The organism is Thermomonospora echinospora (assembly GCF_900108175.1).
Classification (GTDB): domain Bacteria; phylum Actinomycetota; class Actinomycetes; order Streptosporangiales; family Streptosporangiaceae; genus Thermomonospora; species Thermomonospora echinospora.
The window spans coordinates 82,941-108,775 of the sequence record NZ_FNVO01000008.1 but is presented as its reverse complement, the minus strand read 5'-3'; the positions used below and the strand labels follow the sequence as shown (position 1 = coordinate 108,775).

At 73.3% G+C, this 25,835-nt stretch carries 21 protein-coding genes; 11 read left to right on the top strand and 10 right to left on the bottom strand.

What is annotated here, in order from left to right; translation table 11 throughout:
- Positions 1-56 precede the first annotated feature (56 nt).
- The 7 genes from C4U03_RS19545 to arcC all read right to left on the bottom strand — a co-directional run bounded on the left by C4U03_RS19545 (position 57) and on the right by arcC (position 6,826).
- Complete coding sequence (locus tag C4U03_RS19545) at positions 57-1,319, bottom strand: cysteine desulfurase (protein WP_103939257.1); 1,263 nt, start codon at positions 1,317-1,319, stop codon at positions 57-59.
- The gene (gene sufC, locus C4U03_RS19540; RefSeq protein ID WP_103939256.1) at positions 1,316-2,083 is read right to left on the bottom strand and encodes a Fe-S cluster assembly ATPase SufC; all 768 of its coding nucleotides are present in this window, start codon (positions 2,081-2,083) and stop codon (positions 1,316-1,318) included. Before sufC ends, C4U03_RS19545 begins: the two co-directional genes overlap by 4 nt.
- Positions 2,084-2,111: 28 nt before the next feature.
- The gene (locus tag C4U03_RS19535) at positions 2,112-2,450 is read right to left on the bottom strand and encodes a non-heme iron oxygenase ferredoxin subunit (protein WP_103939255.1); all 339 of its coding nucleotides are present in this window, start codon (positions 2,448-2,450) and stop codon (positions 2,112-2,114) included.
- Positions 2,447-3,568 (bottom strand): Fe-S cluster assembly protein SufD, encoded by a 1,122-nt coding sequence (sufD, locus tag C4U03_RS19530; protein WP_103939254.1) that lies wholly within the window; start codon positions 3,566-3,568, stop codon positions 2,447-2,449. The genes C4U03_RS19535 and sufD overlap by 4 nt, the downstream gene beginning before the upstream one ends.
- Positions 3,568-4,980: a Fe-S cluster assembly protein SufB gene (gene sufB, locus C4U03_RS19525; RefSeq protein ID WP_103939253.1), complete on the bottom strand. Its 1,413-nt coding sequence runs from the start codon at positions 4,978-4,980 to the stop codon at positions 3,568-3,570. The genes sufD and sufB overlap by 1 nt, the downstream gene beginning before the upstream one ends.
- Positions 4,977-5,738 carry a helix-turn-helix transcriptional regulator gene (locus C4U03_RS19520; protein ID WP_103939435.1) on the bottom strand — a complete coding sequence of 254 codons (762 nt, stop codon included), beginning with the start codon at positions 5,736-5,738 and terminating at the stop codon, positions 4,977-4,979. The genes sufB and C4U03_RS19520 overlap by 4 nt, the downstream gene beginning before the upstream one ends.
- A gap of 152 nt (positions 5,739-5,890) precedes the next feature.
- On the bottom strand, positions 5,891-6,826 hold the full coding sequence (gene arcC, locus C4U03_RS19515; RefSeq protein ID WP_103939252.1) for a carbamate kinase: 936 nt from the start codon (positions 6,824-6,826) through the stop codon (positions 5,891-5,893).
- Between the two features lie 288 nt (positions 6,827-7,114).
- On the opposite strand from arcC, the gene C4U03_RS19510 reads away from it, so the two are divergent.
- The 4 genes from C4U03_RS19510 (at position 7,115) to polX (ending at position 11,598) form a co-directional block, all read left to right on the top strand.
- Positions 7,115-8,041, top strand: a complete 927-nt coding sequence (locus tag C4U03_RS19510) for an ABC transporter ATP-binding protein (RefSeq protein WP_103939251.1) — start codon at positions 7,115-7,117, stop codon at positions 8,039-8,041.
- On the top strand, positions 8,038-8,832 hold the full coding sequence (locus C4U03_RS19505) for an ABC transporter permease (RefSeq protein WP_407701439.1): 795 nt from the start codon (positions 8,038-8,040) through the stop codon (positions 8,830-8,832). Before C4U03_RS19510 ends, C4U03_RS19505 begins: the two co-directional genes overlap by 4 nt.
- Before the next feature lie 6 nt (positions 8,833-8,838).
- Complete coding sequence (locus C4U03_RS19500) at positions 8,839-9,774, top strand: EamA family transporter (protein ID WP_103939250.1); 936 nt, start codon at positions 8,839-8,841, stop codon at positions 9,772-9,774.
- A 93-nt stretch (positions 9,775-9,867) separates the two neighbouring features.
- On the top strand, positions 9,868-11,598 hold the full coding sequence (polX, locus tag C4U03_RS19495; RefSeq protein ID WP_103939249.1) for a DNA polymerase/3'-5' exonuclease PolX: 1,731 nt from the start codon (positions 9,868-9,870) through the stop codon (positions 11,596-11,598).
- A gap of 3 nt (positions 11,599-11,601) precedes the next feature.
- On the opposite strand, the gene C4U03_RS19490 is transcribed toward polX, so the two are convergent.
- The 3 genes from C4U03_RS19490 to C4U03_RS19480 all read right to left on the bottom strand — a co-directional run bounded on the left by C4U03_RS19490 (position 11,602) and on the right by C4U03_RS19480 (position 14,883).
- Positions 11,602-12,597: a COX15/CtaA family protein gene (locus C4U03_RS19490; protein ID WP_103939248.1), complete on the bottom strand. Its 996-nt coding sequence runs from the start codon at positions 12,595-12,597 to the stop codon at positions 11,602-11,604.
- 45 nt (positions 12,598-12,642) lie between these two features.
- Complete coding sequence (locus tag C4U03_RS19485; protein ID WP_103939247.1) at positions 12,643-13,836, bottom strand: PrsW family intramembrane metalloprotease; 1,194 nt, start codon at positions 13,834-13,836, stop codon at positions 12,643-12,645.
- Positions 13,837-13,905: 69 nt separating this feature from the next.
- Positions 13,906-14,883, bottom strand: coding sequence for a heme o synthase (locus tag C4U03_RS19480; RefSeq protein WP_103939246.1), 978 nt, complete (start codon positions 14,881-14,883; stop codon positions 13,906-13,908).
- Between the two features lie 554 nt (positions 14,884-15,437).
- On the opposite strand from C4U03_RS19480, the gene tkt reads away from it, so the two are divergent.
- The 7 genes from tkt (at position 15,438) to pgl (ending at position 25,815) form a co-directional block, all read left to right on the top strand.
- Complete coding sequence (gene tkt / locus C4U03_RS19475) at positions 15,438-17,564, top strand: transketolase (protein ID WP_103939245.1); 2,127 nt, start codon at positions 15,438-15,440, stop codon at positions 17,562-17,564.
- A gap of 33 nt (positions 17,565-17,597) precedes the next feature.
- Positions 17,598-18,713 (top strand): transaldolase, encoded by a 1,116-nt coding sequence (gene tal / locus C4U03_RS19470; protein ID WP_103939244.1) that lies wholly within the window; start codon positions 17,598-17,600, stop codon positions 18,711-18,713.
- The gene (locus tag C4U03_RS19465) at positions 18,710-20,359 is read left to right on the top strand and encodes a glucose-6-phosphate isomerase (RefSeq protein WP_103939243.1); all 1,650 of its coding nucleotides are present in this window, start codon (positions 18,710-18,712) and stop codon (positions 20,357-20,359) included. The genes tal and C4U03_RS19465 overlap by 4 nt, the downstream gene beginning before the upstream one ends.
- Positions 20,360-20,505: 146 nt before the next feature.
- The gene (locus C4U03_RS19460; RefSeq protein ID WP_103939242.1) at positions 20,506-22,146 is read left to right on the top strand and encodes a phosphoheptose isomerase; all 1,641 of its coding nucleotides are present in this window, start codon (positions 20,506-20,508) and stop codon (positions 22,144-22,146) included.
- Positions 22,147-22,440: 294 nt separating this feature from the next.
- A complete protein-coding gene (gene zwf, locus C4U03_RS19455; RefSeq protein ID WP_103939241.1) occupies positions 22,441-23,967 on the top strand; it encodes a glucose-6-phosphate dehydrogenase in 1,527 nt (508 codons plus the stop codon).
- Positions 23,968-23,989: 22 nt separating this feature from the next.
- Positions 23,990-25,036: a glucose-6-phosphate dehydrogenase assembly protein OpcA gene (opcA, locus tag C4U03_RS19450; protein WP_103939240.1), complete on the top strand. Its 1,047-nt coding sequence runs from the start codon at positions 23,990-23,992 to the stop codon at positions 25,034-25,036.
- On the top strand, positions 25,033-25,815 hold the full coding sequence (pgl, locus tag C4U03_RS19445) for a 6-phosphogluconolactonase (RefSeq protein WP_103939239.1): 783 nt from the start codon (positions 25,033-25,035) through the stop codon (positions 25,813-25,815). Before opcA ends, pgl begins: the two co-directional genes overlap by 4 nt.
- Positions 25,816-25,835 lie beyond the last annotated feature (20 nt).

Sequence of the window (25,835 nt, the reverse complement as noted above, 5' to 3'; positions counted from 1 at the left end):
TCCTTCCTGCGGCGGCCGGTCGTCGGGCGGCGTCAATCGGTCAACAGCGGGCGCGGTCAGGCTGTTCCGAAGAACTTCTGGGCGTGCCGGATCCCGTCGGCGAGGGCGTCCACGTCCGCCAGCGTGTTGTAGACGTAGAACGACGCCCTGGTGGTGGCGGGGATGCCGAACCGGCGGCAGATCGGCCACGCGCAGTGGTGCCCGACCCGTACCGCCACACCGAGCTCGTCCAGCACCTGCCCCACGTCGTGCGGGTGCAGGTCGTCGACCACGAACGAGACGGTGCCGCCGCGCGCCCGGGTGGAGCGCGGCCCGATGATCCGTACCCCGGGGATGTCGCCGACCTGCTCCAGCGTGTAGGCGGTCAGCGCCTCCTCGTGCGCGTGCACCCGGTCCATGCCCAGCTCGGACAGGTAGTCGCAGGCCGCGGCGAGCCCGACCGCCTGCGCGGTCATCGGCACCCCGGCCTCGAAGCGCTGCGGCGGCGGCAGGAAGGTCGAGCCCTCCATCCGCACCACCTCGATCATCGACCCGCCGGTGATGAACGGGGGCATGACCTCCAGCAGCTCGCGGCGGCCCCACAGCACCCCGACGCCGGACGGGCCGAGCATCTTGTGCCCGGAGAACGCCAGGAAGTCCACATCCAGGGCGGCCACGTCCACCGGCTGGTGGGGCACCGACTGGGCGGCGTCCAGCAGCACCAGCGCGCCCACCTGACGGGCCCGCGCGGTGATCTGCTCGACCGGCGGGACCGTTCCCAGCACGTTGGACTGGTGGGTCAGCGCCACCAGCCTGGTGCGCTCGTTGACCAGGGCGTCCAGCTCGGCCAGGTCCAGGCGGCCGTCCTCGGTGATGCCGAACCAGCGCAGCGTCGCCCCGGTGCGCTGGCACAGCTGCTGCCAGGGCACCAGGTTGGCGTGGTGCTCCATCTCCGAGACGACGATCTCGTCGCCGGGGCCCACCCGGAACCGCTCGGCCTGCGGGCCGGCGGTGGCGGCGTTGCTCAGCGAGTACGCCACCAGGTTGATCGCCTCGGTGGCGTTCTTGGTGAACACGATCTCGCCGGGCACCGCGCCGATGAAGCCCGCAATGGTGGCGCGGGCTCCCTCGAACGCGTCGGTGGCCTCCTCGGCCAGCAGGTGCGCGCCGCGGTGCACGGCGGCGTTGTGGCGCTCGTAGAACTCCCGCTCGGCGTCCAGCACGCTGCGGGGCTTCTGCGAGGTCGCACCCGAGTCGAGGTAGACCAGCGGACGGCCGCCGCGCACGGTGCGCGCCAGCAGCGGGAAGTCCTTCTTGATCTCCTCGGGCAGCAGGGTCATGAGGATGCGCCCGCCTTCACGTACTTCTCGTACCCCTCGTTCTCCAGCACCTCGGCCAGCTCGGGACCGCCCTCCTCGACGATCCGCCCGCCGGCGAAGACGTGCACGAACTCCGGCCGCACGTACCGCAGGATGCGGGTGTAGTGGGTGATCAGCAGCACCCCGGTGTCGCCGGCGGCGCCGAAGCGGTTGATGCCCTCGGAGACCACCTTCAGGGCGTCCACGTCCAGCCCGGAGTCGGTCTCGTCCAGCACCGCGATCTTCGGCTTGAGCATCTCCAGCTGCAGGATCTCGTGGCGCTTCTTCTCGCCGCCGGAGAAGCCCTCGTTCAGGCTGCGCTGGGCGAAGTCAGGGTCGATGGACAGCGCGTCCATCGCCGCCTTCATCTCCTTGGTGAACACCCGCAGCTTGGGCGCCTCCCCACGTACCGCGGTGACCGCCGAGCGCAGGAAGTTCGACACCGACACGCCCGGCACCTCGACCGGGTACTGCATGGCCAGGAACAGGCCGGCGCGGGCCCGCTCGTCCACGCTCATGGCGAGCACGTCCTCGCCGTCGAGGGTGACGGTGCCGGCGGTGATCTCGTACTTGGGGTGCCCGGCGATCGCGTAGGCCAGGGTGGACTTGCCCGAGCCGTTGGGTCCCATGATGGCGTGGGTCTCGCCGGAGCGAACGGTCAGGTCGACGCCGCGCAGGATCTCCTTGGCCCCGTCGGAGCCGTCGCCGACGGAGACGCGGAGGTCGCGGATCTCTAGCGTGGCCATATCTGTCTTCGAACCTCTGTCTGTGTCGTCAGTCTTGGGGGCCGGGGCGCAGCGACACGTGCACGTCGCCGTCGCTCACCCGTACCCGGTAGGTCGGCACCGGCGCGGTCGCCGGCGGGTTGGTGGGCTTGCCGGTGCGCAGGTCGAAGCACGAGCCGTGCAGCCAGCACTCGATCGTGTGGTTGTAGACCTCGCCCTCCGACAGCGCCACCTCGGCGTGCGAGCACACGTCGCGCAGCGCGAACACCTCGCCGCCGGTGCGTACCAGCGCCACGGGGGTGTCGTCGATCTCCACCGCCAGCGCCCCGTCCTCGGGGATCTCCGCCAGTGGGCAGACCTTCACGAAGCCCTCGCCCGCGCCGCTCATCGGTCCAGCTCCGCCTCGATCGCGGCCCGCACCTTCTCGCGGACCTCATCGACCTCGATGCGGTCGACGAGCTGGCCGAGGTAGCCGCGCACCACCATGCGCCGCGCCTCGTCCCGGGGGATGCCGCGGGCCTGCAGGTAGAACAGGTGCTCGTCGTCGAGGCGGCCGCTGGCGCTGGCGTGCCCGGCGCCGACCACCTCACCGGTGAGGATCTCCAGGTTGGGCACCGAGTCCACCCGGGTGCCGTCGGTGAGCACCAGGTTGCGGTTGAGCTCGTAGGTGTCGGTGCCCTCGCCCTCGGCCCGGATGATCACGTCGCCGATCCAGACCGCGTGGGCGTCCTGCCCCTGCAGCGCCCCCCGGTAGTCGACCCGGCTGCGGCAGTGCGGGACGGCGTGGTCGACCAGCAGCCGGTGCTCCAGGTGCTGGCCGGCGTCCACGAAGTAGACCCCGTACAGCTCGGCGTCGCCGCCGGGCGCGTCGTAGGCCACCGACGGGGCGATGCGTACCAGGTCACCGCCCAGCGAGACCACGAATCCGGTGAAGGAGGCGTCACGGCCCAGCCGGGCGTGCTGGTGGGACAGGTGGACGCTGTCGTCCTCCCAGTCCTGCAGACTGATCACCGACAGCTTGGCGCCGTCGCCGACCACGAACTCCACGTTGTCGGCGTAGGTGGCCGAGCCGCGGTGCGCCAGCACCACGGTGGCCTGCGCGAACGGCTCGACGATCACGGTGGTGTGGCCGTAGGCGGCCGATCCGGCGTCCTCACCGTTGATCCGCAGCACCGTCGGCCGGGAGGCGACCGCCTCCTTGGGCACGGTGAGGACGGTGGCCTCGGTGAACGCCGCGTAGGCCTGGGCGCTGACCCGGTCGCCGGGCACGTAGGCCCGGCCGAGCCGCGGGTCGTCGCGGCCCACGCGCTCGACCTTGACCTCGGGGGCCGCCTCGACCTCCACGAGCGCCTTGCCGAGTCCCTCGGCACCCTTGTGCAGGTCCCGCAGCCGGCGCAGCGGGGTGAACCGCCACTCCTCCTCGCGGCCGGTGGGCACCGGGAAGTCCGCCACGTCGTAGGAGGACCTCTCGTGCAGGGTCGACAGAGGCTTGGTCTCCAGCCCCATCAGCCGACGGCTCCTTCCATCTGCAGCTCGATCAGGCGGTTCAGTTCGAGGGCGTACTCCATGGGCAGCTCGCGCGCGATGGGCTCGACGAACCCGCGCACGATCATGGCCATCGCCTCGTCCTCGGTCATCCCGCGGCTCATCAGGTAGAACAGCTGGTCCTCCGACACCTTGGAGACGGTGGCCTCATGGCCCATCTCCACGTCGTCCTCGCGGACGTCCACGTACGGGTAGGTGTCGGAGCGGCTGATCTGGTCGACCAACAGCGCGTCGCACTTGACCGTGGACTTGGCGTGCTCAGCGCCCTCCTGCACCTGGACCAGGCCGCGGTAGGAGGTGCGGCCGCCGCCGCGCGCCACCGACTTGGACACGATGGTGCTGGAGGTGTGCGGCGCGGCGTGCACCATCTTGGCGCCGGCGTCCTGGTGCTGGCCCTCGCCGGCGAACGCGATCGACAGGGTCTCGCCCTTGGCGTGCTCGCCCAGCAGGTAGACCGCCGGGTACTTCATGGTCACCTTGGAGCCGATGTTGCCGTCGACCCACTCCATGGTGGCGCCCTCGTAGGCGACGGCGCGCTTGGTGACCAGGTTGTAGACGTTGTTCGACCAGTTCTGGATGGTCGTGTAACGGCAGCGGGCGTCCTTCTTGACGATGATCTCCACGACCGCCGAGTGCAGCGAGTCGGAGGAGTAGATCGGCGCGGTGCAGCCCTCGACGTAGTGCACGTAGGCGCCCTCGTCGACGATGATCAGGGTGCGCTCGAACTGGCCCATGTTCTCGGTGTTGATCCGGAAGTAGGCCTGCAGCGGGATCTCCACGTGCACGCCCGGCGGCACGTAGATGAACGAGCCACCCGACCACACGGCCGTGTTGAGCGCGGCGAACTTGTTGTCGCCGACCGGGATCACGCTGCCGAAGTACTCGGCGAAGATCTCCGGGTACTCGCGCAGGCCGGTGTCGGTGTCGACGAAGATGACGCCCTTGCTCTCCAGGTCGTCACGGATCTTGTGGTAGACGACCTCGGACTCGTACTGCGCGGCCACCCCGGCCACCAGGCGCTGCTTCTCGGCCTCGGGGATGCCCAGCTTGTCGTAGGTGTTCTTGATGTCCGCCGGCAGGTCGTCCCAGGTGGCCGCCTGCTTCTCGGTGGAGCGTACGAAGTACTTGATGTTGTCGAAGTCGATGCCCGACAGGTCCGAGCCCCAGGCCGGCAGCGGCTTCTTGTCGAACAGCCGCAGCCCCTTCAGCCGCAGGTCCAGCATCCACTCCGGCTCGTTCTTCTTGGCCGAGATGTCGCGGACGACCTCTTCGTTCAGGCCCCGCTTGGCCGCGGCCCCGGCGGTGTCCGGGTCGGCCCAGCCGAACTTGTACTTGTCGAACCCCTCCAGCTCGGGGTGGGTTTCGATAGTCATAGGGAGGTCCTCCCGGACTCCTCGTCATCGGTGTCTTGCGTGGTGCCGTGCCCGGCGCCGGGCACGGCGCCCGGCCCCGGGTCCGCCCGCAGGTCGCGCGGGCTGACGTGGGTGGTGCAGATCCCGTCGCCGTGGGCGATGGTGGCCAGCCGCTGCACCGGGGTGCCCAGCAGCCGGCTGAACGCCTCGGTCTCGGCCTCGCACAGCTGCGGGAACTCCGCGGCGACGTGCGCGACCGGGCAGTGATGCTGGCACAGTTGCTGGCCGCCCATGCGGGGGGCCCGGCCGGCCGCTGCGGCGTAGCCGTCGGCCGACAGCGCCTCGGCCAGCGCCCGGACCCGCTGCTGCGGGGGGGCCGCGCGGACCACCGGGCGGTAGCGCCGCTCCAGGTCGGCGATCTGTCGCCAGGCGAACTCGGCGACGGCGGCCCCGCCGGCCTTCTCGGCCAGGAACCGCAGCGCCGCGCTCGCCAGGTCGTCGTAGGCGTGCACGAAGGCGCTGCGCCCGGCGTCGGTGATGGCGAACCACTTGGCCGGACGGCCGCGCCCCCGGTGCGCCTGCGGACGCGCCCGCTTGACCTCGATCATGCCCTCGGCCAGCAGCGCGTCCAGGTGCCGCCGGACGGCGGCGGGGGTGAGCCCGACCCGCTCGCCCAGGGCGGACGCGGTGATCGGACCGTGTTCGAGGATGAGCCGGGCCACCCGGGCACGCGTGTCCCGCTCGCCGTGGCCGTCCATGCCCGCGGCGAGCGACGGCATGGCGGACGGCCGCACGGCCGCACCCGTCGTCGTCTTCCCGCCCACGTTTTTCACAACATCAGTGTGGCGTAATTCCTTCCCGGCGCACAAACGGTCCCGGGTGCGGTACCTCACGCAGGCCAGCCTTACCTAAGTCGGGCTGGGTGACGCGGTCACCAGGTGCCGGCCGGCGGCCAGGTGGCGTCCGGGGTGACGATCGTCCCGGAGGTGCCCTCCAGGATCTGCCGGCAACGGTCCAGCGCGCCGATCGCGGCCATGTCGCCGGTGCGCTCCACGAAACCGCAGACGGCCTCGACCTTCGGTCCCATCGAGCCCGCCGCGAACCGCTGTGCGCGCAGTTCGTACGGGGTGGTGTGCCGGATCGGCCGCCGGCGGGACGTGCCGAAGCCGCGCACGACCTCCGGCACGTCGGTCAGGATCAGGAACGCGTCGGCCTCCAGGGCCTCGGCCAGCAGCGCGCCGGTCAGGTCCTTGTCGATGACCGCCTCGACCCCCTCCAGCCGGCCGACGCCGTTGCGGACGACCGGGACGCCGCCGCCCCCGGCGCACACCACCACCGCGCCCTCGCGCACCAGCCGGTGGATCAGCCGGGTCTCCACCACCCGCTGCGGCCGCGGCGAGGGCACCACCCGCCGCCAGTACCCGCCGTCCGGCCGGACGGTCCAGCCGTGCTCGGCGGCCAGCTTCTCGGCCTCGTCCCGCTCGTAGACCCGGCCGACGAACTTGGTGGGGTCGGCGAAGGCCGGGTCGACCGCCGACACCAGGGTCTGGGTGATCAGCGAGACCACCTGCCGTCCCGGCAGCGCGTTCTGCAGCGCCTGCAGCAGCCAGTAGCCGATCATGCCCTGGGTCTGTGCGCCCAGCGTGTCGAACGGGTACGGCCCGCTCAGGCCCGGATCGGCGGCGCTCTGCACGGCCAGCACGCCCACCTGCGGGCCGTTGCCGTGCGTGATGATCAGCTCGTGGGCGGCCGCCAGCGGCGCCAGCGACCGCACCGCCGCCATGGCGTTGGCCCGCTGCACCTCGGCGTCCGGCGGCTGCCCCCGCCTGAGCAGGGCGTTGCCGCCCAGCGCCACCAGTACCCGCATCGTCTCCCCCGCAGTGGTCGCGCGGCCTGTGCCGGTGGCCTTCCCGATGCGCGACGGGGGCGCGCCGTCCGCGTCCCCATCCGCAGGGACTTTGGGCGGCCGTTTACCCTCTGGAGGGATTTTGGGCGACCGTTTACCGGACCGTGCGGGCGTTCCCGGCAATCATCACCCGGCCGCCGGCGGGCCCGGCCGTGCATTGCCCGCCCGCGCCCCGCCCATGACCGGGGCTCGGCGTACCGGCGGGGGGCAGGACCGCGGCCTTTGCCCGGCCGACCTAAACTCGGGAGCATGACACCCCCCCGCCACGCCGCGGTCGAGCTGGACGCGCTGGTGAAGCGCTACGGCCCGAGGGCCGCGGTGGACGGCATCTCGCTGCGCGCCGAGCGCGGCGCGGTCACCGCGCTGCTCGGCCCCAACGGCGCGGGCAAGACCACCACGGTCGAGATCTGCGAGGGCTACCGGCGGCCCGACTCCGGCACCGTGCGGGTGCTCGGGCTGGACCCCGTCCGGGACGCCCGGGAGCTGCGCCCGCGGGTCGGGGTGATGCCGCAGTCGGGCGGCGTGCCGGGCACCGCCCGCGCCGGGGAGTTCCTGCGCCTGGTCGCCGCGTTCTACGCCCACCCGCTGGACCCGGCCGCGCTGCTGGAGCGGCTCGGCCTGACCGCGCACGCGCGCACCCCGTACCGCAGGCTGTCGGGCGGGCAGCAGCAGCGGCTGTCGCTGGCCGCCGCCGTGGTCGGCCGGCCCGAGCTGGTGTTCCTGGACGAGCCGACCGCCGGGCTGGACCCGCAGGCCCGCCACGCCACCTGGGAGCTGGTGGCGGGGCTGCGCGCCGCCGGGGCGGGCGTGATCCTCACCACCCACCACATGGAGGAGGCCGAACGGCTGTCCGACCAGGTGGTGATCGTGGACCAGGGGCGGGTGGTCGCCCGCGGCACCCCCGCCGAGCTGACCGGGGCCGAGCGGCAGCTGCGCTTCCGCGCCCGTCCTGGCCTGGGGCTGGACGAGCTGCTGGCGGCGCTGCCGGTCGGCAGCGCCGCCAAGGAGTCGCCGGCCGGCCACTACCTGATCGAGGGCGACGTGCAGCCGGAGCTGCTGGCCACGGTGACCGCCTGGTGCGCCTCGCACGGGGTGCTGACCGAGGACCTGCGGATCGAGCGGCGCACCCTGGAGGACGTCTTCCTGGAGCTGACCGGACGGGAGCTGCGCCCGTGAGCCCCGCCCCGGCGCCGGCGCCGCTGGACCTGACCCCCGCGCCGGCCGCGGCGCCGCTGTCGCGGATGGTGCGCGCGCAGGCCGCCTTCGAGCTGCGCGGCATGCTCCGCAACGGCGAGCAGCTGCTGCTCACCATGATCATCCCGGTGCTGCTGCTGATGCTGTTCTCCACCACGCGCCTGCTGGACCTGGGGCCGGGCGAGCCGGTGGACTTCCTGACCCCGGGCGTGCTGGCGCTGGCGGTGATGTCCACCGCGTTCACCGGGCAGGCCATCGCCACCGGTTTCGAGCGCCGCTACGGCGCGCTCAAGCGGCTGGGCGCCACGCCGCTGCCGCGCTCCGGGCTGATCGCCGCCAAGACCCTGGCGGTGCTGGCCGTCGAGGCGGTCCAGACGGTGCTGATCTGCGCGGTCGCCCTGGCGCTCGGCTGGCAGCCCCGCGGCGGGCCCGGCGGCGCCCTGGCCGTCGTGCTACTGGTGCTGGCCGGTACGGCCGCCTTCAGCGGCTTCGGGCTGCTGATGGCCGGAACGCTGCGGGCGGAGGCCACGCTGGCCGCCGCCAACCTCGTCTACCTGCTGCTGCTGGCGCTCGGCGGTGTGGTGTTCCCGCTGAGCAGCTTCCCCGGCGCGGTGGCGGCGGTCCTGGAGCTGCTGCCGATCTCGGCGCTGGCCGAGGGGCTGCGGGAGGTTCTCCGGCACGGGGCGAGCCTGCCCGTCGGCTCCCTGGTCGTCCTGCTGGTCTGGGCGGCGGTGGGACTGGGCTTGTCCGCGTGCTTCTTCAAGTGGGAATGAGGGTCGATGGCGCTGGCTGAGGTCCCGGGTTCATTCGAGCCCCGGGGATGGTTCGTCCGTGGTGCGCGGCTGCTGTCTCCGGCGGCGATACCGCCGCCCGCGCTGGTGCTGCTGGGCGTGGTGTCGGTGCAGGTCGGCGCGGGCCTGGCCAAGCAGTTGTTCGTGGTGCTGCCGCCCACGGCAGTGGTGCTGCTGCGACTGGCGACCTCGGCGCTGGTACTGGGGTTCCTGAGCCGGCGGGCGCTGCGTACCCTCGCTCGCGACCACACCTGGGGCGACCTGGCCGTCGCCGCCGCCTTCGGGCTGACGCTGGCGGTGATGAACACCGCGATCTACCAGTCCTTCGCCCGGATCCCGCTGGGCGTGGCGGTGACCATCGAGTTCCTCGGCCCGCTGGTGGTCGCCATCGCCGCCTCCCGGCGCCTGCTCGACCTGGTATGGGCGGCGCTGGCGTTCGCCGGCGTGCTGCTGCTGGCCCGCGGCGACGGCAACGTGGACTTGGTGGGTGTGGCCTTCGCCCTCCTGGCGGGTGCCGCCTGGGCGGGCTACATCCTGCTCAGCGCGGCCACCGGGCGGCGCTTCGCCGGCTCCAGCGGGCTGGCGGTGGCCAGTGTGCTGGCGGCCGTGGTGATGCTGCCGCTGGGCACCGCCTCGGGCGGGACGGCGCTGCTCGACCCGTGGTTGCTGCTGCTGGGGCTCGGGGTCGGCCTGATGTCGTCGGTGATCCCCTACACGCTGGAACTGGAGGCGCTGCGCCGGATGCCTGCCCGGGTCTTCGGGATCCTGATGAGCCTGGAGCCCGCGGTGGCGGCGCTGGTCGGCCTGGTCGTCCTGGGCGAGATCCTGGCGGCCCAGGAGTGGGCCGCCATCGGCTGCGTCATGATCGCCTGCGTCGGCGCGACCCGCGGGCGGCCGGAGCCCCCCGAGGCCGTCCAGCCCTGACATCCATAGGAGCATCCCGCCGATCCGCGGCCGCCCCGAGCGGCCTCCCCGGCCCGCGGGTGCCCCTCCGCTCGCCCCGGGTATGGCCCGGACATGGCCAGGACGAACGAGGAAGCCGCCGAGCTGGTCCAGGAGCTGGCCGACCTGCTGTCGATCACCGGCGGCGACGCCTACCGGATACGGGCCTACGAGAAGGCCGCCCGGGCCATCGTCGGCTATCCGGAGGACATCTCCGGGCTCGACGTGGCCGGGCTGAAAAAGATCCCCAACGTCGGGGAGTCGATCGCCCGCAAGCTCGCCGACTTCAACGCCAGCGGCACCATCCGCCAGGTGCTGGAGCTGCGCGCGCAGATCCCCGGCGGGGTGCGGGCACTGACGGCCATCCCCACCCTGGGCCCCAGGAAGGCGCTGGCGGTGTACCGGGAGCTGGGGGTCTCCTCGGTGCCGGAGCTGACCGAGGCCATCGAGGAGGGCCGGCTGCGGGAGCTGCCCGGCTTCGGCGCCCGGACCGAGGAGAACATCCTGCACGGCATCCGGCTGATGCAGCGCGCCGGCGACCGGGTGCTGATCGACGCGGCGATGGAGCTGGCCGAGGACGTCGTGGCCGCGCTGTCGCAGGTCCCCGGCTGCCTGCGCTGTGTGTACGCCGGATCGCTGCGCCGAATGCGGGAGACCATCGGCGACGTCGACGTCTTGGCCGCCGCCGACGACCCCGGCCCGCTCATGGCCGAGCTGACCGCTCTCCCCCTGGTCGCCGACGTGATCGCGCAGGGCGACAAGAAGACCTCGGTCCGCACCACCAGAGGCGTACAGGTCGACCTGCGGGTGGTGCCACCGGAGTCCTGGGGCGCCGCGCTGCAGTACTTCACCGGCAGCAAACAGCACAACGTGCGCATCCGGGAGATGGCGGTGCACGCGGGCCTGAAGCTGTCGGAGTACGGCCTGTTCGACGCCGCGTCCGGGGAGCTGATCGTCTCGGCCACCGAGGAGGAGGTCTACCGGCGCCTGGGGCTGCCGTGGATCCCGCCGACGCTGCGCGAGGACACCGGCGAGATCCAGGCCGCCCTCGACGGCGCCCTGCCGCGCCTGGTGACCGAGGACGACCTGCGAGGGGACCTGCACTCGCACACCGATCTCACCGACGGCACGGCATCCCTGGAAGACATGGTGGCCGCCGCGGCGGCCCGTGGCCTGGAGTACTACGCGATCACCGACCACGCGCCGAACCTCTACATGCAGCGGATGACCGACGAGAAGATGCTGGCGCAGCGGGCGGCGGTCGGCGCCCTGCAGCGCCGCTATCCCGGCATGACGCTGCTGCACGGCGCCGAGCTCAACATCGATCCCGACGGCGGCGTGGACTGGGACGCCGGCTTCCTGGCCGGTCTCGACGTGTGCGTGGCCTCCATCCACACGCACTTCACCCAGACCGCCGAGGAGACGACCAGGCGGCTCGTCCGCGTGTGCGAGAACCCGCACGTCCACGTCATCGGCCATCCCACGGCCCGCCGCCTGGGCCGGCGGGCGCCGGTGCAGGCCGACTGGGACGAGGTGTTCCGGGCCTGCGCGCACACCGGCACCGCCCTGGAGGTGGACTGCTTCCCCGAACGCCTCGACCTGCCGGCCGACCTGATCCGCCGGGCGCTGCGGTTCGGTGTGAAGTTCGCCGTCGACTCCGACGCCCACTCCCCCGGCCACTTCCGCAATGTGCGTTACGGCGTCGGCACCGCCCAGCGGGGCTGGCTCACCCCGGACGATGTGATCAACACCTGGCCCCTGGACCGGCTGCGCGGCTTCCTGGCCCGCAAGGCGTCCGCCGCCTGACGGTCAGGCGGGCTGCGGGGCGGGCCTGGCCGGGGCTGGGACGGGCTCGGCGGCAGGCAGCGGGCCCCGGTCGCGGGTGGCCAGGACGACCCGCAGGACCGCGATCCACAGCAGCGCCGAGCCCAGCATGTGCAGGGCCACCAGAAGCTCCGGGACGCCCAGGAAGTACTGGACGTAGCCGATCACCCCCTGGGCCAGCTCCACCGCCAGCAGCACCAGCACCGGGCGCCGCACCGAGTGCGGGGCGCCGCTGCGCCACAGCCCGATCAGCAGCGCCACGGTGAGCGCCACGGTGATCCAGGCCAGGGCGCTGTGAACGCGGGTGACCTGCTCGATCTCGAAGCCGAAGCGCTTGGACCTGTCGTCCCCGCCGTGCGGGCCGGTGCCGGTGACCACGGTGCCCGCCACCATGAGCAGCGCGGTCACGCCCGCCAGGGCCAGCGAGAGCGCGCGGAGCCGCTCGCTCACCAGCGGGCGGGCGGGCCCGTCCCCCTCCCCCGCGCGGACGTAGAGCGCCACGCAGGCGATGAGCAGGAGGGGCGAGAGCATGAAGTGGCCGGCCACCACCGCCGGGTGCAGGTCGGTGAGCACCGTCAGGCCGCCCCAGGCGGCCTGGGCCAGCACGCCGAACGGCTGGACGGCGGCCAGCCGCACCAGGTCGCGCCGCCGGGGCACCGACCGCAGCGCCGCCACGAGGACCGCGATCCCCGCCGCCAGCACCAGGAAGGTCAGCGTGCGGTTGCCGAACTCGATGGCCATATGCATCGGCGAGTGGTCCGGCGAGGAGGTCGGGATCATGCTGTCCGGGGTGCACTTGGGCCAGGTCGAGCAGCCCAGGCCAGACTTGGTGAGCCGCACCGCGCCGCCGGTGACGATGATCCCGGCGTTGACGACGACCGACAGCAGCGCCAGCAGCCGCAGCGAGGCGGGGGTCGGCCGCCAGACCGCGTCGCGGACTCTGGCCAGGGGGTTCTCGGAACGCTCAGCCACGGAACTCATCGTATGGCCGCCCGGGCGAGGTCCCGCCCACACCCCCCGTCGGGGTCACCCCACGACGGGCGGGGGTCCGGAGGGGCCGCCGGGCGCCCAGGGCGGGCCGGTGACGCCGTGCTGCGGGGCCCACAGGAACGCCTGGCGGGCGACCGCCATCAGGCCCAGCAGCGCGTCCCGCCGCTGGGCGAGCCAGGCGGGGTCGGCCACGCCCCGCTCGGCCCGCTTGTGCAACAGCGCCAGCTCGGTGGCGGCCAGCTGGTAGTCGCTCATGGCCCGCGCCGCCATCGGCCCGCCGGTCGCCCGGGCCCACCGGCGGGCGGCCCGCCGGCTCGACAGCCGCCCGAGCATCCGCACGTCCTGCGGAGTCACCAGGCCGGTGCCCTCGTACATCGGCAGGTAGCGCTCGATCCGCTGGACGATGCCGCGCCGCTCCAGCAGGACGATGACGATGAGCACCAGCAGCAGGCAGAAGTCCAGCCCGTACACCACGACCAGCCCGGCGGCGCCGAGGGCGGCCGAGCCGTTCCACAGCCCGTGCAGCACCATCGCCGCCAGCAGGCCCAGCACCGGCGCGACGACCCGGCCGCGGCGGTGGGTGGCCGACCAGGCCACGCCCAGCCCCAGCATCGAGGTGAACAGCGGGTGGCTCAGCGGCGCGATCACCCCGCGCAGCACGAACACGGCGGTGAGCTGGCCGGTGCCGCCCTCCTCCAGCGCCCGCATGTAGTAGGTGATGTTCTCCATCATCGCGAAGCCGAGGCCGACCATGGCCGCGTAGATGAGACCGTCGGCGAAGCCGTCGATCTCGTTGCGGCGGAACCACAGCAGGCCGAACAGCACCGCCCCCTTGAGGGTCTCTTCGACCAGCGGGGCGCCCACCGTGGCGCTGACGAAGTGGCCCTCGGTCTCCCCGAAGATCGGCACGGTGACGTAGATCATCCCGGCGGTGTTGAGGACCAGCGCCCCCAGCACCGCCACCCCGGCGCCCCACATGAACGCCAGGGCCACCGTCCGCGGCGGCTCGGGCTCCAGCCGGTCCAGCGCGAGCACCAGCGCGATCAGCGGCGGGATCGGCAGGACGGCCAGCAGCAGCGCGGCCACGAACCCCGCCCCGCCGAACCACGCCAGCGCGCCGAGCACGACCAGCGCGCACAGCGTCGAGACGATCAGCCCGAGGATGAGCCCGACGGGCGGCCGCCCGGGGACGCGGCCTTCCAGCACGGCCTGGGGATCCATGCGCACCATGAGGGGAGCGTAATCGACACCTCGCCCCGCGGCGGGAACCCGCGCGGGCGCCGCGCCCCCGGCGGCCGGTCAGCTCAGCAGCGGGTCGAGCGCGACGGCCGTGAACAGCAGCGCCAGGTAGACGTTGGACAGGTGGAAGAAGCGCATCGGCCGCAGCTTCACGCCGACGATCCCGGCCCGCACCGAGCGCAGCAGCCGGTGCCCCTCGGCCAGCAGCGCGGCGCCAAGCACCACCGCGACCGCCCCGTACACCACGCTCATCCCGGCGACCGGCCACAGCAGCAGCGAGCACAGCACGGTCGCCCAGGTGTAGGCCAGGCTCTCGGCGACCACCCGCCGCTCGGTGGCCACGACGGGCAGCATCGGCACCCCGGCGACCGCGTAGTCCTCGCGGTAGCGCATCGCCAACGTCCAGGTGTGCGGCGGCGTCCACAGGAACACCACCATGAACAGCACGAACGGGGTCCAGGCCAGCCCGCCGGTGAGGGCCGCCCAGCCGATGAGGACGGGCATGCACCCGGCGATGCCGCCCCACACGACGTTCTGGGAGGTGCGCCGCTTGAGCAGCAGCGAGTACACGAAGACGTAGTAGCCGATGGCGGCGGCCGACAGCGCGGCGGCCAGCCAGTTCACCGTGAGCGCGAAACCCGCCGTGGACCCGGCCGCCAGCACGATCCCGAAGGTCAGCGCCTCGGCCGGGGTCACCTGCGCGCGCGCCAGCGGGCGGCGGCGGGTACGGCGCATCTTGGCGTCGATGTCACGGTCGATGAAGCAGTTGATGGCGTTGGCCGCCCCCGCCGACATCGTGCCGAAGGCCAGGGTCGCCAGCGCCGTGCCCAGCGGCGGCAGCCCGCCCGCGGCCAGGAACATCACCGGCAGAGTCGTGATCAGCAGCAGCTCGATGACGCGCGGCTTGGTCAGCGCCACGTAGGCGCCCACCAGCGCGCCGAGCGGCCGGCGGGCCACGGCCGGCGGTACGACGTCGGCCGGAACGGCCGGGAGCGCTCCGGCAACCTCGGTCCCGGGCTTGTTAATGAGCACCGTCACAACTGGTCCATGTCCATGTACGTAGCCCGGGGGTACCCCGACCCCCGGCGGTGCCCCCGCGAGTGGGCCGCACCTCGGCTTGTGAAGCTTGTGAATAATGCCGCGGCCACTCTCGTCAACCGCGCAATCACTGTAATGCGCCACCCCCGAGGGTCGCGCACCGGGGCACATCGGACGAGGCCGCGGGGGGCGGGAGGGCGGGGGCCCGTACGGGTGAGATCCGGCCCACCCTCCGGTTCCCCCGGTGGGGTGGTTAGCCCCGCGGGCGTTGGGGCAAGGGTCGACCGTACGGCGGCGCGCCGCCGGTGCGGCACGCCGCCGGTCCGCTCGTCGCTCAGGAGGTCGGGACCGCTTCTTGGATAGGGTCTTGGACAAGGCGCGATGGCGGCCCCGGCCCTGGCGAGGGCGCTTCCGGAACGAACCGCCGACCCCTCGGCTGACCGGAACGGTGGCGTTGATCCGGACAGCGGTCCGGGCCGTGCGGCGGAGAGTATGAAGAGGCGCTCGCCCTCGCGGGGGCGAGCGCGGACCCTGAGAGGAAGCTGAGCGTTCCGGTGACTACGGACAGCAGCACGTTTGAGTGGTCCGACCTGGACCGGCGGGCCGTGGATGTGATCCGCGCCCTGGCGATGGACGCGGTCGAGGAGGCGGGCTCGGGTCACCCGGGCACCGCGATGAGTCTGGCGCCGGCCGCCTACCTGCTCTTCCAGCGCTTCCTCCGACACGACCCCACCGACCCGGCCTGGCCCGGCCGGGACCGGTTCGTCCTGTCGGCGGGGCACTCCAGCCTCACCCTCTACATCCAGCTGTACCTGTCGGGCTACGGGCTGGACATCACCGACTTGAAGGCGCTGCGCAAGTGGGGCAGCCAGACCCCGGGTCACCCCGAGCACGGGCACACCGCGGGCGTGGAGACCACCACCGGCCCGCTGGGCCAGGGCATCGCCAACGCGGTCGGCATGGCGATGGCGGCGCGTCGCGAGCGCGGCCTGTTCGACCCGGACGCCGAGCCCGGGCAGAGCCCCTTCGACCACCACATCTGGGTGATCGCCTCCGACGGCGACGTCGAGGAGGGCATCAGCCACGAGGCCTCCGCGCTGGCCGCCCACCAGCGGCTGGGCAACCTGGTGGTGCTCTACGACGACAACCGCATCTCCATCGAGGACGACACCGCCATCGCGATGTCGGAGGACGTGCCGGCGCGGTACGAGGCCTACGGCTGGCACGTGCAGTCGGTCGACTGGACCGCCGATGGGGACTACCACGAGAACGTCGGGGCGCTGGCCGCGGCGTTGGAGCAGGCCCGCGCCGAGACCGACCGGCCGTCCTTCATCGCGCTGCGCACCATCATCGGCTGGCCGGCCCCCAACAAGCAGAACACCGGCAAGATCCACGGCGCCGCGCTGGGGGCCGAGGAGGTCGCCGCCACCAAGCGGATCATGGGCATGGACCCCGAGCAGGTCTTCGCGGTGCCGGCCGAGGTGCTCACGCACGCCCGCAAGGTGATCGACCGGGGCCGCGAGCTGCACGCCGGGTGGGACAAGGGCTTCCAGGCCTGGCGGGCGGCGCACCCCGGGCGGGCCGCGGAATTCGACCGGATCTCCGAGCGTCGGCTGCCGGCCGGCTGGACCGACGTGCTGCCGCGGTTCCCGGCGGGCAAGGAGATCGCCACCCGCGCCGCCTCCGGGGAGATCCTGACCGCGCTGGCGCCGGTGCTGCCGGAGCTGTGGGGCGGCTCGGCCGACCTGGCCGAGAGCAACAACACCACGATGAAGGGCGAGCCGTCCTTCATCCCCGAGGAGTTCCAGACCAAGGAGTTCCCCGGCAACCGCTACGGCCGCACCCTGCACTTCGGGGTGCGCGAGCACGCGATGGGCGCCATCTGCAACGGCATCGCGCTGCACGGCGGCACCCGCCCGTACGGCGGCACCTTCCTGGTCTTCAGCGACTACATGCGCCCGGCGGTGCGGCTGGCGGCGCTGATGAAGCTGCCGGTGACGTTCGTGTGGACGCACGACTCGATCGGGCTGGGCGAGGACGGGCCGACCCACCAGCCGGTCGAGCACCTGTGGTCGCTGCGTGCCATCCCCGGCCTGGACGTGGTACGGCCCGCCGACGCCAACGAGACCGTGGTGGCCTGGCGGACCATCCTGGAGCACACCGACCGGCCCGCCGGGCTGGCGCTGACCCGGCAGAAGCTGCCCACGCTGGAGCGCGGCGGGGAGCTGGCCGGCGCGGAGGGCGCGGCCAAGGGCGGCTACATCCTGGCCGACGCGGCCAACGGGCGCCCCGACGTGATCCTGATCGCCACCGGCAGCGAGGTGTCGATCGCCCTGGAGGCGCGGCGCGTCCTGGAGGCTGAGGGCACCCCGACCAGGGTGGTGTCGATGCCGTGCGTGGAGTGGTTCGAGGCCCAGGACGAGTCGTACCGGCACCACGTGCTGCCGCACTCGGTACGCGCCCGGGTGTCGGTGGAGGCCGGGATCGGGCTGGGCTGGCGGGCCTACGTCGGCGACGCCGGCGAGACGGTCAGCCTGGAGCACTTCGGCGCCTCGGCCGACTACAAGACGCTGTTCCAGCAGTTCGGCTTCACCCCCGACCGCGTGGTCGCGGCCGCCCACGCCAGCCTGATCAAGGCCGGGGTGGAGGGTCAGGGCCGCGGGGAGACGACCGGCAACTGACACACCCGTCAGACCTTCGACTAGGAGACACCGGTGAGCGAGACACTCAAGAAGCTCTCTGACGAGGGCGTCGCGATCTGGCTGGACGACATCAGCCGGGAGCGGCTGCGGACCGGGAACCTGGAGCACCTGATCCGCGACAGGCAGGTGGTCGGGGTCACCTCCAACCCCACCATCTTCGCCAAGGCGCTGGGCAAGGGCACCGCCTACGACGACCAGCTGCGCGACCTGGCGGTGCGCGGCGTGGACATCGAGGAGGCGGCGCGGGCCATCACCACCTACGACATCCGCTGGGCCTGTGACGTGCTGCACCCGGTGTACGAGCGCAGCGACCACCTCGACGGCCGGGTGTCGATCGAGGTGGACCCCCGGCTGGCGCGCGACGCCGAGAAGACCGTCGCCGAGGCGCGGGCGCTGTGGTGGATGGTGGACCGGCCCAACCTGTTCATCAAGATCCCGGCCACCGAGGAGGGGCTGCCGGCGATCACCCGGGCGATCGGCGAGGGCATCAGCGTCAACGTCACGCTGATCTTCTCGCTGGAGCGCTACGGCCAGGTGATCGACGCCTACTTCGCCGGGCTGGAGCAGGCCCGCGAGGCCGGCCGCGACCTGTCGCAGATCGCCTCGGTCGCCTCGTTCTTCGTCAGCCGGGTGGACACCGAGATCGACAAGCGCCTGGACAAGCTGGGCTCGCCGGAGGCCGAGGCCCTCAAGGGCAAGGCCGGGGTCGCCAACGCGCGGCTGGCCTACGCCCTGTACGAGGAGAAGTTCGCCTCGGACCGGTGGCGGGCGCTCAAGGACGCCGGGGCCCGGCCACAGCGGCCGCTGTGGGCCTCGACCGGCGTCAAGGACCCCTCGCTGCCCGACACCCTGTACGTGGACGAGCTCGTCGCGCCCGGCACGGTGAACACCATGCCGGAGGCGACGCTGGAGGCCGCCGCCGACCACTCCGAGATCCGCGGCGACACCGTCCACGGCACCTACGACGAGGCCCGCGCCCTCATGGACCGCCTCAAGGAGACCGGCGTCGACTACGACGACGTGGTGCGGGTGCTCGAGGAGGAGGGCGTGGAGAAGTTCGAGGCTTCCTGGCAGGAGCTGCTGAGCACCATCGAGGGTCAGCTGGCCGACAAGGGGGGCGCCCAGTGACGTCCGTCGTCACCTCCGGCGGCGTCTCGGTCACGTTGCGCGGCACCGTGGTCGACGAAGCCGCCGGCGTCCTGGAGAGGCTGGTCACCGACGGCGTCCCCGCCGCCCTGATGGCCGGCAACGCCCAGCTGTGGGGGCCCGAGGCGGCCGAGGAGGCGAGCCGGCGACTGGGCTGGCTGAACCTGCCCGAATCCTCGCGGTCGCTGCTGCCCCGCCTGGCCGAGCTGGCCGCGCAGGCCCGCGCCGACGGCCTGGACCACGTGGTGCTCGCCGGAATGGGCGGCTCGTCGCTGGCCCCGGAGGTCATCACCCGTACCGCCGGGGTGGAGCTGACCGTCCTGGACACCACCGACCCGCAGCAGGTCGCGTCCGTGATCGGCGACCGGCTGGAGCGGACGATCGTGGTGGTGTCCAGCAAGAGCGGCGGCACCATCGAGACCGACAGCCACCGGCGGGTCTTCGAGGGCGCCTTCGCCGACGCGGGCATCACCGGCGAGGCGCTGACGCGCCGGTTCGTGGTCGTCACCGACCCGGGCTCCCCGCTGGAGGCCGCCGCCCGCGCGGCGGGGTATCCGGTGGTGCTGGCCGACCCCGACGTCGGCGGGCGCTACAGCGCGCTGACGGCGTTCGGGCTGGTGCCCAGCGCGCTGGCGGGCGTGGACGTCAGCGGGCTGCTGGAGGAGGCCGCGGCGCTGATCCCGGCGCTGCGCCAGCCCTACGACAACCCGGGGCTGGCGCTGGGCGCGGCGCTGGGGGCCTCGGCGCTGACCGGCCACGACAAGCTGGTGATCGCCGACCACGGCTCGGGCATCGCCGGGTTCGGTGACTGGGCCGAGCAGCTGATCGCCGAGTCCACCGGCAAGGAGGGCAGGGGCATCCTGCCCGTGGTGGTCGAGGGGGTCGACGCCCCCGGCTTCGAGGAGACCCCGGACGTGCGCCGGGCAGTGCTGGGCGGCCGTTACGAGGACTGCGAGCTGGGCGTGTCCGGCCCGCTGGGCGCCCAGTTCCTGCTGTGGGAGTACGCCACCGCGGTGGCCGGGCGGGTGCTGGGCATCAATCCGTTCGACCAGCCCAACGTTCAGGAGTCCAAGGACAACACCGCGGCGCTGCTGCGCGGCACCGCCGAGGGCGAGGCGCCGACCGTGGTGGCGGGCGAGCCCGCGCTGACCGTCGGCGCCGTCGAGATCCACGCCCCGGCCGACCTGCTCAGGGGCGCCAGGGACCTGACCGCGGCACTGGAGGCGGTCGTCACGGCCGTTCCCGAGCACGGCTACCTGGCGGTCATGGCCTACCTGGACCGGGTGGGCGACGCCGGCGCCGAACGGCTGCGGCCGCTGCTGGCCGCGGCCTCAGGCCGGCTGCGCAAGACCCCGGCCCCCGTCACGTTCGGCTGGGGGCCCCGGTTCCTGCACTCGACCGGCCAGTACCACAAGGGCGGTCCGCAGAGCGGGGTGTTCCTGCAGATCACCGGGGAGGCGGCGGAGGACGTCCCGGTGCCGGGCAAGCCGTACACGCTCCGGGAGCTGCAGTTGGCCCAGGCGTTCGGGGACCTGCGGGCGCTGCGCTCGCGGGGCCGCCCGGCCGTCCGGATCCACCTGCGCGACCGCGCCGCCGGGATCGACCAGTTGCTGGCCGCGCTCGCCTGAGGCACCCGCGCGCAGGCCGGGCCCGGCCCCGGCAAAAGCCGCATCCGCCGTGATCCGCACCGACGTCGAACATCGGTGCGGATCACGGCGTTTTCGGTCGCGCCGACACCCGCCGTCCTGAAACGATGGGCCAGGAGGGAGGAACCGTGTCGGCTTTCGACGTGATGACCCGTGGCGGCGTTCTCGACGCGGCCCTCCAAGCCCGTGACTACCTGGTCACCTGCGGGGTGCCGGCCGCGCTGGCGGCCAAGGACCCGCGGCTGTGGGGCCGCCGCGCGGTCGACCACAGCAGGCTCGGCTGGCTGGACCTGCCGTTCGCCTCCCGGGCGCTGCTGGAGCAGATCCGGGAACTGGTGGCCGAGGTCCGCCAGCTCGGGCTCGACCAGGTGGTGCTGATCGGGGTGGGCGCCGAGGGGCTGGCCGCCCAGGCCGTCATGGAAGCCGACCCGGGCGGGCCGGCGGTGGGAGGGACACGCGGGCTGACGGTGCTGGACGGCAGCGACCCGGCGGCCATGGAGCCGGCCCTGGCCCGGCTGGAGCGCACGCTGGTGGTGCTGTCCAGCAAGGTGGGGGTCTCCATCGAGGGCGACGCCTACCGCCGGATCTTCGCCGCGGCGTTCCGCGAGCACGGCCTGTCCGAGCGGGAGATCGCCGGGCGGTTCCTAGTGATCACCGACCACGGCAGCCCGCTGCACGACTTCGCCCGCCGCTGCGGCTACCGGATCGGGCTGACCGACCCGTACCTGCCCGGCCACTTCGGAGCGCTGTCGGCCTACGGGCTGGTCCCGGCGGTGCTGGCCGGCGCGCAGGTGTCCGGGCTGCTGGACGAGGCGGCCTCGGTAGTGCCCTCGCTGGGCAAGGACGACGACAACCCGGGGCTGCTGCTGGGCGCGGTCCTCGGCGGCTGCGCCCAGCAGGACCCCGCCTCCCCCACCCGCGACAAGCTGGTGCTGCGCGGCGGGACGGCGGCGCTGACCGGCTGGGTGTCGCAACTGGTGGCCACCGGCACCGGCAAGCGGGGCCGCGGCATCGTGCCGCTGCAGGCCCCCGGCCAGCCCGCCCCCGAGCTGTCGCCCGATGCGCACTCGGTAACGCTCGGCACGTCCGTGGACGACGCCGACACCTCCGTGTGGGGGCCGCTGGGCGCCCAGTTCCTGCTGTGGGAGTACGCCACCGCGGTGGCCGGATGGCTGCTGGGCGTCAACCCGTTCGAGGGCGCCACCGCCCTGGCGCAGGAGGCCGAGGACGACGCGGCGGCGCTGCTGCGCCGCGCGGCCGGCGGGCCGCTGCCAGCCGGAGATCCGGACTTCGTCGACGGCGGCATCGAGGTGCGCGGTGGTCCTGGGCCGGCCGGCCCGCCGACGGGCGCGGGCGTGCGGGGGGCGGTCGACGCGCTGCTGCGCGCCGTCCCGGCGTCGGGATACCTGTCGCTGATCACCTACCTGCCCGACGACCTGCCCGGTCGCTCCCTGGCACCGCCGCTGGCCCGCCGGGCCGGGCGGCCGGTGACCTACGGGCCTGGCCCCGGCCATCTGCACGGCACCGGCCCGGTCCACCTGGACGGGCCGGGCAACGGCGCGTTCCTGGTGGTGACGGGCACGGCGGCCGGCGGCGACCGCCCGGTGCCGGGCCGGCCCTACACGCTGGGCAGGCTGCGGCTGGCCCGCGCGCTGGCCGACGTGCGGGCGCTGCGCCGGCGGGGGCTGCCGGTGCTGTGGCTGCACCTGCGCGAGCCGGGCTGGGACGCCGGGCGGCTCGCCGAGGCGGTGCGAGGCCGTGAGCCGTGACCCGACCCACCGTGGCCGTCTCCGACGCGGAGGCGGCGATGATCGTCTGCGGTACCGAGCCACCGGCGGAGGAGGTGCGTATACCTGATGTCGACGGGAAAGGGTGGCACGACGTGCCGGCCCCGCACGGGGCACCGACCAGATCGGCGGCGCCGCCGGACCCGACCGCCGCAGGCCGCCCGAGGAGAGACATGAGCAGGCTGGAGGGGGCGCGCCCGCGATGCGCCAGGCCACATCGATGAGCACGACAGAACCGACAGGAACGGTCCAAGAAGCCGGCAGGGGGGCTCACAGGTGACCACGACACCCAATCCGCTGCGGGACCCGCGCGACAAGCGGCTGCCCCGGGTGGCCGGGCCCAGCGTGCTGGTGCTGTTCGGGGTGACCGGCGACCTGTCCCGCAAGAAGCTGCTGCCGGCGATCTACGACCTGGCCAACCGGGGACTGCTGCCGCCGGGCTTCTCGCTGGTCGGGTTCGCCCGCCGCGAATGGGAGAACCAGGACTTCCGGCAGCTGGCCTACGAGGCGGTCAAGGAGCACGCGCGCACCCCGTTCCGCGAGGACGTCTGGACGCATCTGGCCGAGGGCATGCACTTCGTGCCGGGCGAGTTCAGCGACCCGGGGGCGTTCGACGCGCTGGCCATGGCGGTCAAGGAGCTGGACACCACCCGCGGCACCGGCGGCAACTACGCGTTCTACCTGTCCATCCCGCCGAAGTTCTTCCCGCAGGTGATCGAGCAGCTGCGGCGGTCCGGGCTGGCCGAGCACGGCCCCGGGTCGTGGCGCCGGGTGGTGATCGAGAAGCCGTTCGGGCACAACCTCGACAGCGCCAAGGAGCTCAACCGGACCGTGCACCGGGTCTTCCCCGAGGAGTCGATCTTCCGGATCGACCACTACCTCGGCAAGGAGACCGTGCAGAACATCCTGGCCATGCGGTTCGCCAACACCATGTACGAGCCGATCTGGAACCGCTCCTACGTCGACCACGTGCAGATCACGATGGCCGAGGACATCGGGATCGGCGGCCGGGCCGGCTACTACGACGGCATCGGCGCCGCCCGCGACGTCATCCAGAACCACCTGCTGCAGCTGCTGGCGCTGACCGCGATGGAGGAGCCCACCTCCTTTTCCGCCGACTCCGTCCGGGCGGAGAAGGCCAAGGTGCTGTCGTCGGTGCGGCTGCCGGCCGACCTGGGCCGGGCCACCGCGCGCGGCCAGTACGCGGCCGGCTGGCAGGGCGGCGAGAAGGTGCGGGGCTACCTGGAGGAGGAGGGCATCCCGCTGGACTCCCGCACCGAGACCTACGCCGCGATCAAGCTGGAGATCGAGTCGCGCCGCTGGGCCGGGGTGCCGTTCTACCTGCGCACCGGCAAGCGGCTCAGCCGCCGGGTCACCGAGGTGGCGATGGTCTTCCAGCGCGCCCCGCACCTGCCGTTCTCGCACACCGACACCGAGGAGCTGGGCCAGAACGCGCTGGTCATGCGGGTACAGCCGGACGAGGGCATCACGGTGCGGTTCGGCTCCAAGGTGCCCGGCACCGCGATGGAGATCCGCGACGTGAACATGGACTTCGCCTACGGCGAGTCGTTCACCGAGCACTCCCCCGAGGCCTACGAGCGGCTGCTGCTGGACGTGCTGATCGGCGACCCGCCGCTGTTCCCCCGCCAGGAGGAGGTCGAGCTGTCCTGGGAGATCCTCGACCCGATCGAGGAGTACTGGGCCGAGCACGGCAAGCCGGAACAGTACAAGTCCGGCGGCTACGGGCCCGAGTCGGCCGACCTGTTGATGGCGCGCGACGGGCGCGCCTGGAGACGTCTGTGACGAACACGCTGGAGTCCGACCGATGAACATCGACCTTGCCGACACCTCGACCCGCCGGATCGAGAAGTCGCTGCGGCAGGCCAGGCACCTGATGGGCGGTCCCGCCATCGGCATGGTGCTCACCCTGGTGATCGTGACGGACGAGTCGGCGCAGTACGACGCGGTGCGGGCGGCCAACGAGGCGGCCCGGGAGAACCCGTGCCGGGTGCTGACGGTGATCTCGCGGGACGCCCGGGGCAGTTCCTCCCGGCTGGACGCCGAGATCCGGATGGGCGAGACCGGGCCCGGCGAGACCGTGCTGCTGCGCATGTACGGGCCGCTGGCCGAGCACGCCGACTCGGTGGTGCTGCCGCTGCTGGTGCCGGACGCCCCGGTGGTGACCTGGTGGCCGGGCCAGGCCCCGGACCGGCCGGGCGCCGACCCGCTGGGGGTGCTGGCCCAGCGGCGGGTGACCGACTCCTACGCCGCGCAGGACCGGCTCGGCACGCTGGCCCGGCTCGCCCAGGGCTACCAGCCGGGCGACACCGACTTCGCCTGGACGCGGCTGACGCCGTGGCGGACCCTGCTGGCGGCGACGCTGGACCAGGAGCACGCCGAGATCGTCGGCGGGCGAGTGGACGGCGAGCCCGACAGCCCCAGCGCCGAGCTGCTGGCGTCCTGGCTGGCGATCCGGCTGGGCGTGCCGGTGTCCCGGCGCTCCTCCCAGGGGCCGGGGCTGACCGCGGTCACGCTGAACACCGCCGAGGGCGACATCACCATCACCCGCCCGGACGGCCGGGTGGCGACCCTGTCGCGGCCCGGGCAGCCGGACCGGCAGGTGGCGCTGCACCGCCGCCCGATGTCCGAGCTGCTGGCCGAGGAGCTGCGGCGGCTGGACCCCGACGAGGTCTACCATGAGGCCGCGGTCCGGTACGCCAAGGACCTGGAGGCCGCGCAGCGCTCCAGCGAATCCGCCGAGGAGAGCGCGCAACGGTCCCCGAAGCCGGCCGCGGAGAGCACGCAGCGCCCCCGCAAGCCGGCCGGAGCGGCCGCGTCCCGGTCCCGCAAGCCGGCCGGGGGCTCCGGATGAGCGCCCCGCCCGCCGTGCTGGTCCACCACGACCAGACGATGCTGGCCAGGTCGGCGGCGGCCCGGCTGGTGACCCGGATCGTGGACGTGCAGGCCGCCCGGGGCTCGGCGTCGATCGTGCTGACCGGCGGCGGGGTCGGCACCGCGGTGCTGGCCGAGCTGGCGGCCAGCCGGGCCCGCGACGCCATCGACTGGGGCAGGCTGGACCTGTGGTGGGGGGACGAGCGTTTCCTGCCGTCGGGCGACCCAGAGCGCAACGAGACCGGTGCCCGCGCCGCGCTGCTGGACCACGTCCCGGTGGATCCGGCGCGGGTGCATCCGATGCCGGCCAGTGACGGGCCGGACGGCAACGACCCGGAGGCGGCGGCCGAGCGGTACGCCGCCCTGCTGCGGGCCGCCTCTCGGCCGGAGGACCACGGCCCCGTGCCGTCCTTCGACGTGCTCATGCTGGGCATGGGGCCGGACGCGCACGTGGCGTCGCTGTTTCCGGAGATGCCGGCGCTGTACGACGAGCGGCCGGTGGTGGCGGTGCGGGGGGCGCCCAAGCCGCCGCCGACCCGGATCACCATGACGCTGCCGACGATCCTGGCGGCCCGGGAGGTCTGGGTGATCGCGGCGGGCGAGTCCAAGGCCGACGCGGTACGGCTGGGCCTGTCGGAGGCCGGTCCAGTGCAGGTCCCGGTCGCCGGGGCCCGGGGCCGCCAGCGCACGCTGTTCCTGCTGGACCGGGGGGCGGCGGCCAAGCTGCCGCCCGGTCTGGAGCGTATCGCCTCGCCGTGACGGGCCGGAGCGCACGGCCC

Excerpts from the sequence above, each read along its gene's own strand:
- C4U03_RS19520 (WP_103939435.1), bottom strand. The coding sequence starts at position 5,738 with ATGCCGTCGCTCGCCGCGGGCATGGACGGCCACGGCGAGCGGGACACG.
- C4U03_RS19500 (WP_103939250.1), top strand. The coding sequence starts at position 8,839 with ATGGCGCTGGCTGAGGTCCCGGGTTCATTCGAGCCCCGGGGATGGTTC.
- C4U03_RS19485 (WP_103939247.1), bottom strand. The coding sequence starts at position 13,836 with ATGGTGCGCATGGATCCCCAGGCCGTGCTGGAAGGCCGCGTCCCCGGG.
- C4U03_RS19510 (WP_103939251.1), top strand. The coding sequence starts at position 7,115 with ATGACACCCCCCCGCCACGCCGCGGTCGAGCTGGACGCGCTGGTGAAG.
- opcA (WP_103939240.1), top strand. The coding sequence starts at position 23,990 with ATGAACATCGACCTTGCCGACACCTCGACCCGCCGGATCGAGAAGTCG.
- sufB (WP_103939253.1), bottom strand. The coding sequence starts at position 4,980 with ATGACTATCGAAACCCACCCCGAGCTGGAGGGGTTCGACAAGTACAAG.
- arcC (WP_103939252.1), bottom strand. The coding sequence starts at position 6,826 with ATGCGGGTACTGGTGGCGCTGGGCGGCAACGCCCTGCTCAGGCGGGGG.
- pgl (WP_103939239.1), top strand. The coding sequence starts at position 25,033 with ATGAGCGCCCCGCCCGCCGTGCTGGTCCACCACGACCAGACGATGCTG.
- sufC (WP_103939256.1), bottom strand. The coding sequence starts at position 2,083 with ATGGCCACGCTAGAGATCCGCGACCTCCGCGTCTCCGTCGGCGACGGC.
- C4U03_RS19490 (WP_103939248.1), bottom strand. The coding sequence starts at position 12,597 with ATGAGTTCCGTGGCTGAGCGTTCCGAGAACCCCCTGGCCAGAGTCCGC.
- C4U03_RS19545 (WP_103939257.1), bottom strand. The coding sequence starts at position 1,319 with ATGACCCTGCTGCCCGAGGAGATCAAGAAGGACTTCCCGCTGCTGGCG.
- polX (WP_103939249.1), top strand. The coding sequence starts at position 9,868 with ATGGCCAGGACGAACGAGGAAGCCGCCGAGCTGGTCCAGGAGCTGGCC.
- sufD (WP_103939254.1), bottom strand. The coding sequence starts at position 3,568 with ATGGGGCTGGAGACCAAGCCTCTGTCGACCCTGCACGAGAGGTCCTCC.
- C4U03_RS19535 (WP_103939255.1), bottom strand. The coding sequence starts at position 2,450 with ATGAGCGGCGCGGGCGAGGGCTTCGTGAAGGTCTGCCCACTGGCGGAG.